This window comes from Candidatus Laterigemmans baculatus, assembly GCF_010367455.1.
GTDB classification, from domain to species: domain Bacteria; phylum Planctomycetota; class Planctomycetia; order Pirellulales; family Pirellulaceae; genus Laterigemmans; species Laterigemmans baculatus.
The window spans coordinates 1-17,992 of sequence record NZ_WRPR01000072.1 but is presented as its reverse complement, the minus strand read 5'-3'; the positions used below and the strand labels follow the sequence as shown (position 1 = coordinate 17,992).

Genomic DNA, 17,992 nt, shown 5'->3' with positions numbered 1-17,992 from the left:
TGGATCTCCGAATCCGTTTAGCTCAGGTTGTCGCGTCTCGGCCCTGTGGCAGCGCCGCTGTTGGTCCACAGCAGCGACCAGAAGAGGAGAATGTCCCCGGGGACGGCTTTCGCCAGGCTACCGGCGCGAGCGTTCGCACAGTTGTCCCCGTAGGTCAGATTCTCCCAGTCCGGATCGGCGTGGGTCTGGAAGTGGGGAACGCCGTTGGTGAATGGCCAAGCCGAGCTCGGGTAGGGGCGGGGGTCGCGCTCTCCGGCCTTCCGCGGAAACGGTACGTACACGAACGTCCCGTCCTCAAAAATCGGGCATCGGACCCGTTGCTGTTTTCCGGTTCGCTGGTGCAACCAGTGGAGCAACCGGATTGCGGGGGCGGCGCTTCGCACTGGGTTTTACGGGGTGAAATGGTCGCGGTTCCCTTCCCTGAAAATGCAGGTGTCGCCGGTTCAATCCCGGCCCCAACCACTTTTCCTGAAATGCAGAAACCCCGGTAGACTTCGCGTCTCCCGGGGTTTTTTTGTATCCGCCTTGTCCTGCCGCATCCATGCTCAATCGGCTGCAGGAGGATTGGCGCTGGGAACCGGATCGGTCTCCGGATCTTGTTCTGGGGCCGTGCGTTGGAGGGTTAGGCGGTAGCGGTCGTCGTCGAGCGGGTCGCTGAAGACTTGAAGCTCGTCGCCGTCGCCGAGGCGGTGGGTCAAGGCCCGAGAATCGTGCTTGGTGAGATCGCCGCCCGTCTGGTCCGACTGGCTCCAGCCTCCCTTCCGCAGGGTGAGCATCTGAATCCGCAGCGACCGCTCGGGGTGAACCCCGTGCCGGCGAATGGGAGTCAGCAGGAGCCACCGCTGTCCTTCGTCGTCTTCGCCAAGCCCAATCGCTGCCGGCTGGTTCTCGCGCACCGTCAGCTCCAGTTCGCCCGGTTCGCGAAGATCGCTGAACCCAAGCGCCTCCATCATCTCGGGAGAAATGTCTTGGGGAAGCCGCTCGATGCCGAGGTCTTTGGCGAGCTTCTTCATCGACGAGTCGGCTGACTTGTGGTGGAACACCCACTGCAGGGCATTGGCCCGCAGAAGGGCCTCGCGGGCCGCGTCCGGATCACGCTTTTTGCGGAACCGTGCCAGCTGCAACCAACTCTCGGCTGTGGTGGGAGCTTGATCGCTGAAGTACTCCTCCACCAGCTCTTGGTGCCGGTACCAGTGGTTCTGGAACATCACCAGCACCGACTCGTCGGCCCGCTCCTCAAACAGTCGTCGCACCGCCTCGTCCAGTTCCTTCACTCCCATCCCTCGGTGGTAGACGAGATACATCGAGCGCGGCGCCTCGGCATCTTCGCCGGCAACGTAGTGACCGTCGTTCTCGCGAAAGACTTCGAAGACTTGGTTCCCCTTGGTCGCCCGCAAATAGTTGCCTTCGGAAATCGACTCGGGAATGTCCCAGTCGGCTTCGGCGAGCGAGCGGCTGACGATTGCGAGCACTTCACTCGGCACCCGAACGGCGGGCGTCTGCCACACTGCGACCACGGGGGCCATGAACAGAGGCCCATCGATCCATTTCTCGGCCTTGAGCTCGGCGAGAAAATCGAAGGCAGGCGGCTCGACGTACTCGGGGTAGAACGGTTCGGGAAGCTCGCCGGGAACGCCGTGCTCAGAGATCTTCTCGTCGAGCAGTTTCGTGAGCCGCTCGGTGATTTCTTTGGCCAAGTCGCGGCTGACCGCTTGATAGCGGGCGCCGGAGGTTTCGATCCCGAGCTGCGTGGCGGTGTAGTCGATCTCGGCTCGCCAGCGATAAGACAACTGCGGCGGGGAAAGTGTGTTTTGATAGGAATGGCTCGACCGCTGGAAGCGATCGCTGGCGGTGACGAGGATCTTTCCTTCAAAGCGACGATTTCCCGGCAGCCCGCTTTCGTTCCACTCACGCTTGTCGAGCGTCAGGAACGCCTCGGGAAGCCGCTCGCCATCGGGCAGCCGTTTGCCGGCCGGCAGGTACTGGACCCGCTCGAATTTGCCCGAATCCCGCAGCCGCTCGAAAACCTCCAGCCCGACGCGCTGCATCAGCAGGTCGTCGTCGAGGTTGTAGATCGCCAGCGTCCTGGCAAACATCCGGTCGCCGCCGGAGCTGGCCGAAGAGTGCGCGGCCATGACGTTGCGGGTGGACTCGAGCTTCGTTGCTGCCGCTTCCACGCCCCAGCTGTCCGAGATCTCTCCCTCCTGCCGGTAACCACTCGCCTTGGCTTCGTCGGCCGTCGCGACCACGACACCTTCAGCCGTCCGCGGCTTGGGGCCAAACAAAACGTACAGCCCGCAGCTGACCGCCAGCGTCAGCAGCGCGAACAGGACCCAGCGGCGGAGCGTGGGTGGGTGGGCCGTGACTGTTTGATCGGGAGTTGTTTGCTTCGAGTGCTCGCCGAGATCGCTGCTCATTTGCCCGCACTCCACGCTCGCGACTGGAGAATGACCCGGACCCTCAGTCTACCGCACGTTTGACGGCAACAAGCAGCAAAAACCGGCCGGCGAAATCAGTGCATTCCACCGTCACCCTCCCGGGGAGAGGGTGATGTCCAGGATCTCGGAGACCGGCTAGCTCGCGATCAATTCCTCGAAACCGCGGCGGGCTTCGGCGTCGGTGGGGCGGACGAGCTGGCTGACAACTTGGCCGTCGCGGAGGAAGACGAGGGTGGGCCAGAGTTTGACGCGGAAGGAGCGGCCGAGCTTTTTGCCGCGACCGTCGGCGATCCGCACGTGCCGCACGTCGGGGGCGTTGCTGAGCAGCGCCTCGACCGTGGGAGAGAGCGATTGGCAGTGGCCGCACCAGTTCGCTCCGAACTCCAGCACCATCGGCCCACTCGACTGGTCGATCTCCTCCCGCGTCGGTCCCTCTTCGTGATATACCGGATCGTAAGGCATCGTTAGGCGCTCCCGTAGAATCTCGCTCAAGTGGCGAAAACGGTGGTGAAAATTGTGTGCCGCGGCGCGTCCACCCTATGATAGGCGCGGCCAGCCCCAAAACAGCGCGGCCAGCCCCAAATCAGCGCGGCGAGCAACCAGGCTTCCGACCGATGAGCGAAACAGCACCGCTTGAAGAGCCCCTTGCGTATCACGCGGCCGTTCGCGATTACCTGCAGCGGGAAGAGCCGGAGGTCTGGCAGTGGTACGCGTTGAACCGCGTCCGAGCCGAGCATGCCGAGGCGAACCGATTTGAGCTGTTGAAGAAGACGTATCGCGTCGATCGCGGAAGCCAGAGCGATCTGTACCGGATCGCCGACGAAGTGGCCGGCCGGGTCGCTCCGGGAGTCGCCGTCACCGTCTACCACGCCCAGCAACCCGCAGGCCTTAACGCCTCGCTCGCCTACCTCCCCGGCGAAGCCCACGTCGTGCTGCACGGACCGGTCGCCGAGAAGCTGAACGAAGCCGAGCTGCGAGCGCTGTTCGCCCATGAGCTTGGCCACGTAATGCTCTACGAACGCTGGGAGGGGGAACTGCTGATCGCTTCCCAAGTGCTCTCGGCGATGACGCACGACCGCCGAGCCGCGGCGGCCCATTTCGCCACCGCTCGGCTGTTCGACTTGTACACCGAAGTCTTTTGCGATCGCGTTGCTCTGCGGGTGATCGGCGACCCGCACGACGTCGTCTCGATGCTGGTGAAAATCTCTACCGGCCTCGATCGCGTGGACCCCGAGGGCTATCTGAAGCAAGCCGAGGAGATTCTCGGCCGAAGTCCGGCGGCTGCTTCCGAAGGGCTGACGCATCCCGAGGCCTACCTTCGGGCGCATGTCCTCAAGTTGTGGCAGGAGCAGCCCGCCGAAGCGGCACAGCGATTGGCGGAGCTGATCGAGGGCCAGCCACCACTCGACGAGCTCGACTTCATCGCCCAGCAGCGGCTGCACGCTTGGACGCGGTCGCTCCTCGACGCGTTTTTCGAACCCGCCTGGGCTCGCACCGACTTGCTGCTTTCGCACGGCCGGCTGTTTTTTGACGACTACCAGCCCCCTCCCCTCGCGAGCGCCTCGCCGAAATCGGCTGCGTCCGATTCCCGGCTCGGTGCGCTCCAGACGCCCGTTGCCGAGGCCCACGCTTCGGTCCAAGATTACTGCTGCTACGTGCTGCTCGATTTCGCTTCGGCCGATCGCGAATTGGAAACCGCACCGCTGGCCCATGCGCTCGACATCGCCGCCCGCCTGGGGCTCGAGAAACGGATGGGAGAGATCGCAGCCAAGGAGCTCAGGCTGCGGAAAAAGCAGCTCGAACAGATCGCGGCCGATCGGGAGCGGCTGATCGCTGACGCGGCCAAACTGGGGACTTCGCCATGACGGCTTTCGGGGATTTCCTCGGCGATCGGCTCGAGACCGGAGGCTTCAGCACCGAAGACGCCCTCGCCAGTTTTCTGCCGCTGGCCAGGGAGACGCTCCAAGCTCATGCCGACGGCTTCGTCGCTCCGCTTGCTGGGCTCGATGACTTGCGCGTCGAGGGAGTCCGGATCTGGTTCGAGGAGGCGAAGCGAGGGAGCGTTCGGCGGTCTTCCGCGGTCGAGAAGATCGAGCGCGAAAGTCGAGCCGCCGTCGATGTCGTCGCGGAGACGCGGATCACGACGGACGTGGACGACGGTGCGGTGAGGGTCATCGACTTGGCGATCGGTGACGGCCAACAACCGATCCAGCGCCCCGTCTTTCTGCCGGGCTACCAGTCGTGGGAGCATCTCTGCGATTGCCATGATCCGCTGACCGACATCTTCAGCCTGGGGATGATCTTGGCCAGCCTGGCGTGTGGGCTCGACTTCCGGAATCTCGAGTCGCTGGAAAGGTTTGTCGCGCACCGCCGCAATCTCTTTGCGATCACCGACAACCTGCACCCGGTCGTCGCCCGAGTGATCGGCCGGATGACCGAGATCCATCGCAAGCGGAGAGCGCCCGATCTTGAATCGCTGATCCGCTCGCTGGAGAACTACCGTGACCAGCCGGTCGATCTGGAGACGGATCTTGCGGCGACCAAAAATTTTGCCCAGCGGTCGAAGCGCGACAAACGCACCGTCGTGTTGACGAAACTGCGGGAGCGACTGTTTGAGATTTCTCGCCGCAATCGTCTGCTCCACTTCCAGCCGACGATGCAGAGTATCAATCTCACCCATGCTTCGGTGCCGCTTTCGTTCGACATCAAGAACATTCGCCCCGACCAGATCCTCACCTGGAGCGGAACTTTTGAGCGGAGCCTCACCGGCAGCAAGCGGGTGTCGCTCAACAGCTATCTGAACTTCGCCGAAGTGCTCTATCTGCCGAGTCAGTTGGAACGCTTGATCGCCGAAACGCGACGCGATCGAGCCGAGTTTGGTTTCGCTCAGCTGCGATTGGTCGCCTGCTTCCTGCACTGGGCCAACCTCAAAGAAAAACCGGTCGAGTTCTACCAGTCGCCGCTCGTGCTCCTGCCGGTCGAGGTCCAAAAGAAGAAAGGGATTCGCGACACCTATACTTTGGAGCCGGCCGGCACGGAGGCGGAAGTCAACCCGGTCGTGCGCCACCAATTCAAACAGCTCTACAACATCGATCTCCCCGAGTCGCTCGACCTCTCCAAAACCTCGCTCAGCGCTTTCGGCGACGAGCTGGCGCGAAAGATTCAAGCCTCCGAGGCGGCCGTCGCACTTACCAAAATCGAGCGGCCGCGGATCCAACTCATACATGAAAAGGCTCGCCGCCGACTCGACCAATTCCGCCGCAAGGCGAGGTTGGCTGGCAGGGGAGTGCGGAAATTTCTCGATCTCGACTACAGCTACGATCCGGCGAACTACCACCCGCTGGGCATTAAACTTTTCAGCTCCTTAATTCGGCCTCCGGCGACGCATCTGCGGGAAATCGTCGAGCAGGCTCCCCGCCCTCGCCAATACGTCGCTCCGGAACCCGAGGCGCCGACGGTCGAAAAGGAGAAGCAGTTTTACGCGCTGCAGTCGGCCGCGGAGGCCAACCCGTACGAATGGACGTTCGACCTGTGCAGCGTGACGCTGGCGAACTTCCGGTATCGGCGGATGTCGCTGGTCCGAGACTACGAAGCGCTGCTGGCTAGCGACGAACCGAATCCGGCTTTCGATGCCGTCTTCTCTCTATCGCCGCGCCCCGTGGGCCGCGACCTCGTCGAGCCGCGATCGTTCGCCGAGCGGTTCGATGTGGTGCCCTGCGACCCCACCCAGGCGATGGCGATTGCCGAAGCGGCGGATGGGAAGAGTTACATCATTCAAGGCCCGCCGGGGACGGGTAAATCTCAAACGATCACGAACTTGATCGCCGACTTTGTGGCGCGGGGTAAACGCGTGCTCTTCGTTTGCGAAAAGCGAGCGGCGATCGACGTCGTCTATGCACGGCTCAAGCAGTGCGGCTTGGATGAGCTGTGTTGCCTGATTCACGATTCACAAACGGACAAGAAAGCGTTTGTGATGGATCTCAAGCGAACTTATGAAGATTGGATCTCCGCCGGCGAGAGCGATCGCAAGAGGGGCAAAGGTCGTCATACGGTTCTCGACGCTCTGGATCGGGCGCTTCGACCGCTTGAGCGATTCGATAGTCTGATGCAGTCGACTCCCGATCGAGCGGCAACTTCCGTCCGCGGGCTGATCGATCGCTGCATTACGCTTCGCGACGATTTGCCGGAGCTCGACCCCGTCGCCAAAGAATCTCTGCCGAGCGAGGCCGAGTGGTCTGCGAGCCGTGATGCCGTGCAGCGGTTCGAGCAGGTATGGCGGGAGGTGGGAGGGCACGATGCGGTTTTCGCACAGCACCCACTGCGAATTCTTGCGGCCCGACTCGCCGACAAGGAGCGGCCGCTGCAGACCGTTCTTCCCGCGGCAGCCCGGGCCACCAAATTGCTCGGCGAAGTCCATCGACCGCTCGCGCAGTCGGGGATCAACCCGGCACACTGGGAACACCTCGGCGACGCGCGGCAGTTGGTCGAGTACGGCTCGCGGCTCGCGCACGTCGCGGCGGCGAAGAAGTTGGCTCTGTTAGGAACCCAGGGAGCTGACGGCCGGTGGCACGGGAAAGTCTCCAAACGGTTTGCCGCCGCGGAGCGAGCCATCGCCGCTGCCGCTGAGGCGAACCAGAACTGGAGAGAAAAGCTCAGCCCCGAAGAGACGGAGTTGGCGCTCGAGCAGGCCACGGCGCTGGAGGCGACGAGCCTCGCTTGGTTGCGGCCGGCGTGGTGGCGTCTTCGCTCGGTCCTCCGCCGCAGCTATGACTTCAGCAGTCACCGGATTCGCCCTCCCTGGTCGCGGATCCTGCAGCAGCTTGCCGACGAGCATGCGGCCCGGCGCGGCTACGACCGAGAGCTCCACGCCACGGCTGATTCGCTGGAGATCGAGCCGGCGCAGGTCGCCGACTTCGTGCGGGAAGTCGGCGAGCTGCGGGAGTGGCTGCCGCGGCTGCCCGCTTGGCTGCGGGAGATCCATGGGGAATTCCTCGCGGCGACCGGCACGGCCCGCGGAGAGGAAGCTCTACAAGCCATCCAACAAGCCGCCGCTCCACTGGCTGAGGCCGACGCGGCGATTGCCGAGCTGGCCGACGACGTCTCGCGGTTCACCTTCGAGGAGCTCGGCGAGTCGCTGCACGCGATCACGGCGAATCCCGAGTCGGTCGTGCAGGTGCTCGAGGCGTTGAAGGAGTTGCAGACGGTTCCCGCCGCGGTCCGCGGGGCCTTGCAACGCCTTCCCTACACGCCGCGGCAGATCGAAGCGGCCGTCGCCGAGCATTGCCTCACGACTGCCCTCCGTGCGGAGCGCGAGGTAGAGCGGTTTGGCTCGGTGCAATTGCGGGAAACGGCGGAGCGAGTCGCTGCGAACTACGACCAATGGCTGGGGACCAACGCGGCGGAAGTGCGGCGGCGGGTGAGGCAGAGGTTTTTGGAGAACCTCAGCCTTTCGGAGGCACCGGCGGCGAATCTGACCGCGGAGCAGAAGGAGTTCAAGAAACGCTACGCGCGAGGCCGCCGCGAGCTCGAACACGAATTCGGCAAACAGATGCGGTACAAGGCGATCCGCGACTTGGCCGCCGGGGAGACCGGCGAAGTGGTCGCCAATCTCAAACCAGTGTGGTTGATGAGCCCGCTGAGCGTCTCCGACACGCTCCCCCTCGACGCCGAGCGGATCGACGTGGTGATCTTCGACGAGGCCAGCCAGATCGCCTTGGAGGACGCGGCGCCGGCGCTCTGCCGAGCGCCGCTGACGATCGTCGTTGGCGATGAAATGCAGTTGCCGCCGACCGACTTCTTCTCCGCCAAATCGTCCGACGAGGAAGACGAAGCGACGCTCGTCGAATCGGACGGCGAGTGGGTCCAGTACGATCTGGACGCTGGCAGCTTCCTGAGCCACGCGGCGAAGATGCTCCCCTCGACGATGCTCGGCTGGCACTATCGCAGCCGCAGCGAGTCGCTGATCAGCTTCTCGAACTGGGCGTTCTACGACGGCCGATTGCTGACCGTGCCCGAGGAATCGTTGCCGGGAGTCGCAATGGCAGCGATCGAAACCAGCGCGGCGGGCGACGGTGCGCTCGGCGGTGCCGAGGCGCTGCGGCGCGCGATCAGCTTCCACCGGCTGCCTTACGCGGTCTACGACAAACGGCGAAACCGCGGCGAGGCCGAGTACATCGCGGAGATGGTTCGCGAGTTGTTGCAGGATCCGCAGCGTCAGACAATCGGGATCATCGCTTTCTCGGAAGCGCAGCAGGATGAAATCGAGCAAGCGCTCGCTCGACTCGGTGAGGAAGACAAAGCGTTCCGCGAATCGCTCGAAGCGGAGTACGAACGCGAGGAGGGGGGACAGTTCGTGGGGCTGCTCGTGAAGAACCTTGAAAACATCCAGGGCGACGAGCGGGATCTGATCATCCTCAGCATTTGTTACGGCCGCCCGCCCGACGGCAGAATGCGGATGAATTTTGGCCCGATCAACAAAAGCGGTGGCGAGAAGCGACTGAACGTGGCCTTCTCACGCGCCAAACGCCACATGGCGGTCGTCAGTTCGATCACTGCGAACGAGATCACCAACGACTACAACGATGGGGCGAGCTGTCTCAAAAACTATCTGCGGTACGCCGAAGCCGCGTCGGTCGGGGACGCCGCGACCGTCGAGCGGATCCTGCAGGGCCTGTCGCGGTGGAGGGATGGAAGCGCCGTCGAGGAACCCGCTGCGGACGTCGTCTCCGAACGACTGGCCGAGGCTCTGACCGCCCGCGGCTACCGGGTCGACCGCGCGGTGGGGCAGTCGCATTTCCGCTGCGATCTGGCCGTCTACCGCCAAGGAGACGATCGCTATCGGCTCGGCATCCTCGTCGACACCGCAGCCTACTACGAGCAAACCGATCTCGTCGAACGCGACGTGATGCGGCCGAGATTGCTGCAGGCGTTCGGGTGGCGAGTGGCGCGCGTGCTGGCTAAAGACTGGTACGCCGACCCCGACGGCGTGACGGAAACAATCGTGCAGGTTGTCGACGAGGCGGTCGCGGCGAACGGCTAAGATACTCGGCGGGCAGCGGCCAAGACGGCCGCCGAGAACGGAAAACCCGAGGTTTACGGAGTCAGCGAGGGCGTTTAACCTCGATGAGCTGACCTCCAGGTCCTAACTGTCCTTTTATCCGTGTCCGTTTTAACCGCAAAGGTACGAAGCTTATGATGCTCCGTAACGCCGCGCCACTCCTCTTCGTGCTCCTATCGCTCTGGGGCAGCCCTTCCCTGCGGGCCGCCCCACCTCTACAGGCCGCTGAACCTCTACAGGCCGCTGAACCTCTGGGGGCCGCTGAGTCGCTGGGGGCCGCTGAACCGGTCTTGGTCGCCCAGCTCGAACCGGCTGGCGATCCCGCAGCCGACCCCGCCGCTGCGGAGGCGGCGGCCGAAGCGGAAGCGGGCGTCGACGGTGCGGCTGCCGAGGGAGTGCCGGGGGAAGCCAAGAAAGAGAGCCGGGCGGCGGGCTGGATGCGGCAGATCGATGCGTTCTTTGGCTCCTACGTGGTCACGCCGATCGAGACGGTGATTTTCTACGACTTCGGCACCAAAGACTGGCTGGGGACGTCGGTTCCGTTCGTCGTCGTCTGGCTCTTCGGCGGCGGCGTGTACCTGACGTTGCGGATGGGGTTTATCAATGTTCGCGGGTTTGGGCATGCCCTGCGGCTGGTCCGAGGGGACTATGACGATCCCAACGAGCCGGGAGAGGTCTCGCACTTCCAGGCGCTCGCCGCGGCGCTTTCGGCGACCGTCGGCTTGGGGAACATCGCGGGAGTCGCGATTGCGATCGGCACCGGGGGGCCCGGAGCCTCGTTCTGGATCATGCTCGTCGGGCTGATCGGGATGTCGTCGAAGTTCTCCGAGTGCACCCTCGGCCAACTCTATCGGGTGCAGGACGAGGACGGGCATGTGCTGGGGGGACCGATGCGGTATCTCCGCTACGGCTTGGCCGAGCGAGGGATGGGGGGGCTGGGACGCGTTCTGGCGGTCGCCTTCATGATCCTCTGCATCGGCGGCAGCTTGGGCGGGGGCAACTCGTTTCAGGTCGGTCAGTCGCTCGAGGCGATCCGGGCCGACGTCCCGCTGCTGCAGAGCTATCCCTGGGTGTACGGGCTGGTGATGGCGGTTCTCGTGGGGGTGGTGATTGTCGGTGGGATCAAGAGCATCGGAGCGGTCGCTGGAAAGATCGTTCCCTTCATGTGTGCCGCCTACGTCCTTTCGGCTCTCTACATTCTGGCCCTCCACGTCACGGAAATTCCGGCAGCGTTCGGCACCATTTTCAGCAAGGCGTTTTCGCCCGACGCGATCTATGGAGGCTTCCTCGGGGTCTTGGTGGTGGGGGTCACGCGGGCCGCGTTCAGCAATGAAGCGGGAGTCGGTTCGGCGGCGATCGCCCACTCCGCCGCCAAAACGGATGAGCCGGTCAGCGAAGGGATCGTCGCGCTCCTGGAGCCTTTCGTCGACACGGTCGTGGTCTGCACGATTACCGCTTTGGTGGTGATCGTCACCGGAGCCTACAACGCGCCGGAAATGGCCGGAGCGATCGCCGATAAGGAAGGGGCCAAGCTGACCGTGTATGCCTTCAGCGAAGGAGGGCACGAATGGTTCCGCTACATGCTTTACGGCGCGGTCGTGATGTTCGCCTACTCGACCTGCATCAGCTGGTCCTACTACGGGGAACGCTGCTGGGCGGAGTTGTTCGGGGCGCACACCTCGCCGATCTATAAGCTGCTCTTCTTGACCTTCACGTTCCTCGGCTCGGTCGTGACCCGCGGCAACATCCTCACCTTTAGCGATTTGATGATCCTCGGGATGTGCATCCCCAACCTGCTCGGGGTGTTCATCCTCAGCGGACTGGTGCGCCGCCGCCTGACCCACTACTGGGACCGGCTCCAGAGCGGGGAGATTCAGCCCTATGCGGGTCCCGGAGCGGTCGCTCCTCCGAGCGAGACTTCGGCGACCGAAACGCCCACCGTCTAGGGGCAGCACCGTTCATTTTCATGGCGGTCGCAGAATCAGCCGCCACGCGCTAGCGTCCGGTTGTCACGGCGTTTTCAGAAACCAGGGGCTAGCGCCCGGCGGCTGATGAGATGGAAAACGAACGGAATTGCGTTTAAGGGCAGCCCTCAGGAAGCGACCGGCTGCGGCTCGCGGGGAAAGTACTCTTCCACCACACGGGCGAACTCCTCGCCCGTGGTGACGCCCGCGACGTGGGTGCGGAAGTGGCGGGCCCCGTGCTTGCCCTGGGCGTAGCAGCAGGCGTATTTCCGCATCAGCATCGTCCCCTTCGCTTCACCGAAACGCTCGACGACCAGCTCGTAATGCCGCAGCATGCACTGCCGCTGCTCCTCGAGCGTCGGTTCCGGCGGGACCGGGTCACCGCGCAGCGCCGCGGCCGCTTGAGCAAAGAGCCAGGGGCGTCCGAGCGAGGCGCGGGCGATCATCACTCCGTCGACGTCGTAGCGACGGAAGGCCTCGACCACCGCGTCGGCGGAATCCAAGTCGCCGTTGCCGATCAGCGGGATCTTCCGCAGGTGCTGCTTGATCTCGCTGATCCGGTCCCAATCGGCCGAGCCTTTGAAAAAGTCCTGCGCCGTCCGCCCGTGCACCGTCAGCGCCGCCGCCCCCGCTTCCTCGACCACGCGGGCGATCTCGTTGGCATTGATGTGATCGCGGGTACAGCCGAGGCGGATCTTGGCGGTCACCGGCGTCGGCGCACAGGCTTCGACCAATTGCCGAATAATCGCGTGCATCCGACCGGGATCGCGGAGCAAGTAGCTGCCGCTGTGAGCTTTCTCGGTGACCTGCCGGACCGGACAGCCAAAGTTGATGTCGACGACGCTGACCCGATACTCCTCGGCCAGCCGGCGACCCACTTTGGCCATCGTCTCGGGATCGTTGTCCCAGATCTGCACCGCTAGCGGACGGGCTTCTTCGGCCACGCCCCACAGCCGATCCGGGTGCTCCGCTTCGTGCTCGTCGAGCCAGACGAAGCCGCGGGCGTTGACCATCTCGGTCGCTTGCAGCCCGGCTCCGCCGTAGCCACGGACGATTTGGCGAAAGGCGTAGTTGGTGAAACCCGCCATCGGTGCCTGTAGAATCGGAGGATCGATCCGCAGCGGGCCGATCTCGAGCGGCGGGGGAGGAAAGGCTTTTTCCGGCATCCGAGAAAATAATCCGAGAGCGAGAAGGTCGGGGGCGCGGACGAGCGAAGACGGAATCGCGGTGGCGTTCGCTTATTCTACGAATCGACAAGGAAATGACCAATGCTCTTCAGCCCCTTTGCGATCCCGGTCGTGGCGATCCTCGGCGCCTTCACCTATCTCGTGATTCAGGCAGTCGCGCAGGCGATCAGTCAAGCCCGCAGGCACCGGATGGACGTCGAACTCAAGATCGCCCTGGCCGAGCGGGGCATGTCGGCGGCCGAGATCGAGCGGGTCGTCACGGCCATGCCGGCCCGCAGCGGCAAGGATTTTCCCGAGCCGAGTGAGCGAGCCACACCCTCCTCACCCCTGCCGCCGCACAAATCCCTGCCGCCCCATCAGCCGGTTCCCCATTCGCACGCCTAGCGGCGGCGGATCTTCGCCTGCTCCTCCGGCGAGAGCGGTTCGGTGACCGTCTCGTCGCCGTACTTCTGCCGCAGCTGTTCGAGTTGCTGCTTGAGCTCCGCGATCACGTCGGCGTACTCCGGATTGCCGTACTGGTCGGTCAACTCGTCGGGATCTTGTTCGAGATCGTAGAACTCCCACTCTCCAAACTGATAGAACTGGATCAGCTTGTAGCGGTCGGTGCGAATCCCGTTGTGGCGGGCGACCATGTGGACGCTCGGGTATTCGTAGTAGTGGTAGTAGATCGAATTCCGCCAATCGTCGGGCTGTTGCCCCTCGAGCAGCGGAACGAGTGAAGCCCCCTGCATGTCGTCTGGGATCTCCACGCCCGCCGCATCGAGAAAGGTCTCAGCGTAGTCCAGGTTCTGGACCATGGCATCGGCGGTTGAGCCCGGTTGGGTTACGCCTGGCCATTTAACGATCAGCGGCATTCGCAACGACTCTTCGTACATCCACCGCTTGTCGTACCAGCCGTGGTCGCCGAGGTAAAACCCTTGGTCAGAGGAGTAGACGACGATCGTGTTCTCGGCCAACCCCGCCTCCTCGAGGTGCGCCATCAATTGCTGGACGCTGTCGTCAACCGATTTGATGCACCGCAGATAGTTCTTCATGTACCGCTGGTACTTCCAGCGGACCAGATCTCGCCCCTTCAGATTGGCTTTGTGAAAGGCCTCGTTCTTGGGGCCGAAGGCGGCATTCCAGGCGGCCAATTGTTCGGGCGTCATGTGCCGCATGTTGCGGCGAGCCGAGACGTCGGTGGGCTTTTCGGGTTGCTCCGAATCGGCCGTCAGATCGACAAACAGGTCGAAGGTCAGATCCATGTGGCGATCGATCTCCATCTCCTGATGCCGCGCCGGGCTGGCGTTGTCCTCGTAGTCGTCGAATAGCGTCTCGGGTTCGGGAATATCGACGTCGTCATACAAGGTGAGGTACCGCAGCGGTGGCATCCAATTGCGGTGCGGCGCCTTGTGTTGGCACATCAGCAGAAACGGCTTGTCCTGGTCGCGGCCTCGCTTGAGCCACTCGAGCGACAGCTCGGTGACCACATCGGTGCAGTAGCCTTCGATCCGTTCGCGTCCTTCCGGGCCGATCATCACGGGGTTGTAGTACTCCCCCTGCCCCGGCAGGATCCGCCACGCATCGAAACCCTGCGGCTCTCCCTGCAGGTGCCATTTGCCGAACAGCGCCGTTTGATACCCGGCCTGTTGGAGCATCTTCGGGAAGGTGGGCTGGGAGCCGTCAAAGCGGTTGCCGTTGTTCATGAAGCCGTTGATGTGGCTGTGCTTGCCGGTGAGGATCACCGCCCGGCTCGGTCCGCAGATGCTGTTGGTGCAAAAGCTATTGCGGAACGTCATCCCCTGCCTGGCGAGCGCGTCGATGTTCGGCGTCGGATCGAGCGAGTCGTAGCGGCCGCCGTAGGCTCCGATCGCGTGCGGCGCATGGTCATCGCTGAAGATGAACACGATATTCGGCTGCTCTGCCGCCGCCCCCCGATGAACCGGACCGGCCATCGCGAGCACGACCAGCAACACCCCCCGGACAAAATTCCGTTGCAGCAACATCCAGCTCTCCACGTTCGCGTTCGAGATACAAAAGCTCCGCCGGAAAACCCGCGGCGAGCGCGGATGATTCATCAGCCGCCGGGCGCGAACCCGCGGTTACCCAAACGCCGCGAAACCGGACGCTAGCGCGTGGCGGCTGATGTCAGCGCCAACCGCGTGCAGCACCCGCGGCGAGCGCCGTCGGCTCAGGGGAACCCGCGGCTAGCGCCGTCGGCTCAGGGGAACCCGCGGCTAGCGCCGTCGGCTCAGGATTTTTGGACGGAGCGGTTCCAAGTCCCCCGATGATAATCCAATTGCAACTGGAGAGGGTGGGCGCGGTGCGGGGGTGCTTCGGGCCACGCAAAATTTTGATGCTTTTTCACCTTTTTTTCTGCACCTCCTCCGACCGTAACCTAGGTTTCAAACGCCCACTGATGTCGATGCATGTTCCCCCTGTTCGCTTATCCAATCGATAAGGGCAAAGCGGTCGTGAGGCCGTGACGCAAAGCTATGGGTCCACCCCGTGTGGTGGATCGCCAGGCTGCCGAAGGGCTGAGTGCAGGCATCGAGACGGCTGGTGGCGCCTCCTCGAATCTCTCTTCTCGTTGGGAACTGTAACCATGGTGCGTTCTGCGTATGCGGCCGGATTCTTTCGGCCATGGCCCGGTCTCGCCGCCTTTCTGCTGATCGCTTGTGCGATTGGAGTCCAATCCAGTCGTGCTGCCGACATCTATCGAATCGAAGAAGATTGGGAGATGGTCATCAACGAGCCCGACTCGTCGATCCATTCTCCGCAACTCACCTTCTTCCTCCCCCCGAATCCGGCGGATCCCGACCGTTACTTCCAGCTGCAACTGAATCATGCGGTCGATCACGAGTTCTCCGGGGGCGGCTTCCATGTGGTCGCCGCGGACGGCTCTGAGCATCTCGACAGCTTCCGCAGTAGCACGTATCAGCCCCTCGTCTCCCATGCTCAAACGGTCCGCTGGACGAGCGTCATGAACGTCCATGGAGACAGCGTGTATTACCACGTCAAAGATGGGTACGCCGCGGACTGGGGATCTTTTGGTGGATATTGGACTGCTGTGCGAATGGCAGCGCAAGGGACATTGCATTTCAATGCTTACGATCCCTCGCAATCACTGGAAATGATCGACATTGGGTTTGGCGGCAATCGAGTCGAATCGCTGGTGCTAAGGGATGTGCGGCTGTATCGAACCGATGGAACGGTGAGTCAAGTCAGCGTGAACCGTAGCCCCTAATCGGGTCTTGGATTCCGCCTTGCCTGTGCTTCCACGCATCATTCCATCCTGTGCAGCGAGTTCATTTCGATGTCTAGATTTCTACCAGTATCGCATCCCCTTGTTCCCAACTGCCCCAGCCGAACGAAGGAGCTCCGGTTGGCTCCGCGGAAAAGGGCCGGGCGGAGAGCTAGCCGTGATCGTCGCGGTGCGGCCGCCGTACTCGGCTTGTTCTTAACGACTGCGCTGATCGTTTTGATGGCGGTCAGCATCGATTTGGGGTACGTGTCGGTGGCCCGCGGCGAGCTTCGTCGCTCGGCCGACGCAGCGGCCATGGCTGCGTGCTGGCAGCTGTTTGACGAGCGAGTCAAGGGCACCGGCGAACACGATTTGGCGCAAGCGATCACCGTGGCCGCCTCGAACGTGGCTGCGAGAAACACGATCTGTACCGAATCGCCACTGTTGAGCGACGAGTACAGCGACGTGCAACTCGGGTATTACAACAGCGAAACGCCCGCGTTGTTTGATACGAGCGACCCGAGCAAGTTCAATGCGGTGCGGGTTCACTTGCGGCGTCAGGATGCGGTCAACGGCGAGGTACCGTTGTTCTTCTCGCAACTGCTTGGGCGCGGCAGCCTGGGGCTGCAGTGCTCGTCGACGGCTGCGATGTCCGCGTCGATCGGCGGTTTTCGGACTCCACCTTCGGAAGACCACAACATCAATTTGCTGCCGATCGCGCTCGATCGAGAAACTTGGGAGGAGACGATCGCCAAAAACACATCGGATGATTTCTGCGTGGTCGGTGGCGTGGTAAAAAAGGGTGGCGATGGAATCTATGAATGCAATCTCTACCCTCAGGGCACCGGCTCACCAGGCAACCGGGGCACGGTCGATATCGGGGGCCGCAACAATAGCACCGCCGACCTCTCGCGGCAGATCTTGCACGGAATCTCACGGCAGGATTTCATCGACCTCGGCAAGCCTCTCATGTTCGACGACTACGGGAAGCTTTATCTCAATGGCGACACTGGGATCAGCGCGGGCATCAAAGATGAGCTGGCGTCGATCATCGGCCAGAAGCGGCTGATTCCGATCTTTGAATCGGTAAGCGGCAACGGGAACAACGCCAACTACACGATCATCCGCTTTGAAGGGGTGCGGATCCTGGAGGTCAAGCTAACGGGTCCAATGAAGCAGAAGCGGCTGGTCGTTCAGCCGGCGATGACGCTGGCTCGCGGGGCGGTGGTGACCAACGCGGCGACCACCAACAGCCACTATGCGTTCGCTCCCGTGCGGCTCGTCCAGTGAGCTTCGGCATGTTTTCATCGCCCACTCAACTTTCCTGGATCACTTCCATGTCGCTGACCCCCTCCCTCCGCCGAACTGCACGCCGCCACCGAACTACACGCCGCCGCCGAGGCGCTGCGGCGGTCGAGTTCGCTTTGATCGCGCCGCTGATGTTGTTGTTCACCTTTGGGATGATCGAGAGCGCACGGCTGATGATGGTCAAGAATGCGGCCGTTCAAGCCACCCGCGAAGGAGCGAGGATGGCCGTGCTACCGAGCGCTACCGAAGCGGGGGTGCGGAAGCGGGTGATGGAGGAGCTGAGTTTGATGTCGGTCGAGGCCGCGACGATCGAGCTTGAACCGGAGATCCTCGCCAATGCCGAGCCGGGTGCGGACATCCTGGTCCGCGTCCGGATCGCTCCGGAACAAGTCAGCTGGCTGCCTTCGATCTTGACCCTGGCGGTTCCCGAGATCGCGGCCACCTCCGTGATGCGCCGCGAAAGTACGGACTGATCTTGCCGCGAGACGTGGGCTTCCCGCTTCCCCTTTTATCCGCGTTCTCCGTGCTATCGGCGGTCCCTTTCCTTTCCGTGTTTTTTCGTGTCCTTCCGTGGCCACCATTCGTGTAATTCGTGTGATTCGTGGTTGTTTCCCCGGCCCGGTGCGCGCAGAGATTCCGTTAGAACTAGGGGATTCCAGATCTGAGATTTCCTGACTCTAACGGAATCTACCTACGCGAGCTGATGCCCGCGGATCGCCGCCCGATGGGGGAAACCACGAAGGACACGAAGAGCACGAAGGAAAGGTGGGGAGCTGAACCAAGGCTAACACCGATTATTGGCTTTCCGCTTCCCC

Annotated in this window: 12 protein-coding genes and 1 riboswitch; of the genes, 7 read left to right on the top strand and 5 right to left on the bottom strand. The window is 63.0% G+C overall.

Going from position 1 to position 17,992, the window contains the following annotated elements:
* Nucleotides 1-17 precede the first annotated feature (17 nt).
* The 3 genes from GNK13_RS14170 to GNK13_RS14160 all read right to left on the bottom strand — a co-directional run bounded on the left by GNK13_RS14170 (nucleotide 18) and on the right by GNK13_RS14160 (nucleotide 2,900).
* Nucleotides 18-383, bottom strand: coding sequence for an Nmad3 family putative nucleotide modification protein (locus tag GNK13_RS14170; protein ID WP_261345422.1), 366 nt, complete (start codon nucleotides 381-383; stop codon nucleotides 18-20).
* A 162-nt stretch (nucleotides 384-545) separates the two neighbouring features.
* Entirely contained in the window at nucleotides 546-2,417 is a 1,872-nt protein-coding gene (locus GNK13_RS14165; protein WP_164103209.1) for a hypothetical protein, read from the bottom strand.
* 156 nt (nucleotides 2,418-2,573) lie between these two features.
* Complete coding sequence (locus GNK13_RS14160; RefSeq protein WP_164103208.1) at nucleotides 2,574-2,900, bottom strand: thioredoxin family protein; 327 nt, start codon at nucleotides 2,898-2,900, stop codon at nucleotides 2,574-2,576.
* Between the two features lie 152 nt (nucleotides 2,901-3,052).
* Here GNK13_RS14160 and GNK13_RS14155 point away from each other — a divergent pair, with 152 nt between their 5' ends.
* The 3 genes from GNK13_RS14155 to GNK13_RS14145 all read left to right on the top strand — a co-directional run bounded on the left by GNK13_RS14155 (nucleotide 3,053) and on the right by GNK13_RS14145 (nucleotide 11,441).
* Nucleotides 3,053-4,303 (top strand): M48 family metalloprotease, encoded by a 1,251-nt coding sequence (locus tag GNK13_RS14155; protein WP_164103207.1) that lies wholly within the window; start codon nucleotides 3,053-3,055, stop codon nucleotides 4,301-4,303.
* Nucleotides 4,300-9,477 (top strand): AAA domain-containing protein, encoded by a 5,178-nt coding sequence (locus tag GNK13_RS14150; RefSeq protein ID WP_164103206.1) that lies wholly within the window; start codon nucleotides 4,300-4,302, stop codon nucleotides 9,475-9,477. Before GNK13_RS14155 ends, GNK13_RS14150 begins: the two co-directional genes overlap by 4 nt.
* A gap of 152 nt (nucleotides 9,478-9,629) precedes the next feature.
* Nucleotides 9,630-11,441, top strand: coding sequence for an alanine/glycine:cation symporter family protein (locus GNK13_RS14145; RefSeq protein WP_235935162.1), 1,812 nt, complete (start codon nucleotides 9,630-9,632; stop codon nucleotides 11,439-11,441).
* Nucleotides 11,442-11,587: 146 nt separating this feature from the next.
* Here the strand turns inward: GNK13_RS14145 and dusB are convergent, their stop codons facing one another.
* On the bottom strand, nucleotides 11,588-12,625 hold the full coding sequence (dusB, locus tag GNK13_RS14140; RefSeq protein WP_164103205.1) for a tRNA dihydrouridine synthase DusB: 1,038 nt from the start codon (nucleotides 12,623-12,625) through the stop codon (nucleotides 11,588-11,590).
* A 102-nt stretch (nucleotides 12,626-12,727) separates the two neighbouring features.
* Here dusB and GNK13_RS14135 point away from each other — a divergent pair, with 102 nt between their 5' ends.
* On the top strand, nucleotides 12,728-13,030 hold the full coding sequence (locus GNK13_RS14135; protein WP_164103204.1) for a fructosamine kinase family protein: 303 nt from the start codon (nucleotides 12,728-12,730) through the stop codon (nucleotides 13,028-13,030).
* On the opposite strand, the gene GNK13_RS14130 is transcribed toward GNK13_RS14135, so the two are convergent.
* A complete protein-coding gene (locus GNK13_RS14130) occupies nucleotides 13,027-14,631 on the bottom strand; it encodes a sulfatase family protein (RefSeq protein WP_164103203.1) in 1,605 nt (534 codons plus the stop codon). The genes GNK13_RS14135 and GNK13_RS14130 overlap by 4 nt on opposite strands.
* 446 nt (nucleotides 14,632-15,077) lie before the next feature.
* Nucleotides 15,078-15,159, top strand: a riboswitch (cyclic di-GMP riboswitch).
* Between the two features lie 71 nt (nucleotides 15,160-15,230).
* Between GNK13_RS14130 and GNK13_RS14125 the strand changes: the two genes are divergently transcribed.
* The 3 genes from GNK13_RS14125 (at nucleotide 15,231) to GNK13_RS14115 (ending at nucleotide 17,650) form a co-directional block, all read left to right on the top strand.
* Entirely contained in the window at nucleotides 15,231-15,872 is a 642-nt protein-coding gene (locus GNK13_RS14125; protein ID WP_203329066.1) for a hypothetical protein, read from the top strand.
* A gap of 138 nt (nucleotides 15,873-16,010) precedes the next feature.
* Nucleotides 16,011-17,159 carry a TadG family pilus assembly protein gene (locus GNK13_RS14120; RefSeq protein ID WP_390622515.1) on the top strand — a complete coding sequence of 383 codons (1,149 nt, stop codon included), beginning with the start codon at nucleotides 16,011-16,013 and terminating at the stop codon, nucleotides 17,157-17,159.
* 47 nt (nucleotides 17,160-17,206) lie between these two features.
* Complete coding sequence (locus tag GNK13_RS14115; protein ID WP_164103200.1) at nucleotides 17,207-17,650, top strand: TadE/TadG family type IV pilus assembly protein; 444 nt, start codon at nucleotides 17,207-17,209, stop codon at nucleotides 17,648-17,650.
* Nucleotides 17,651-17,992 lie beyond the last annotated feature (342 nt).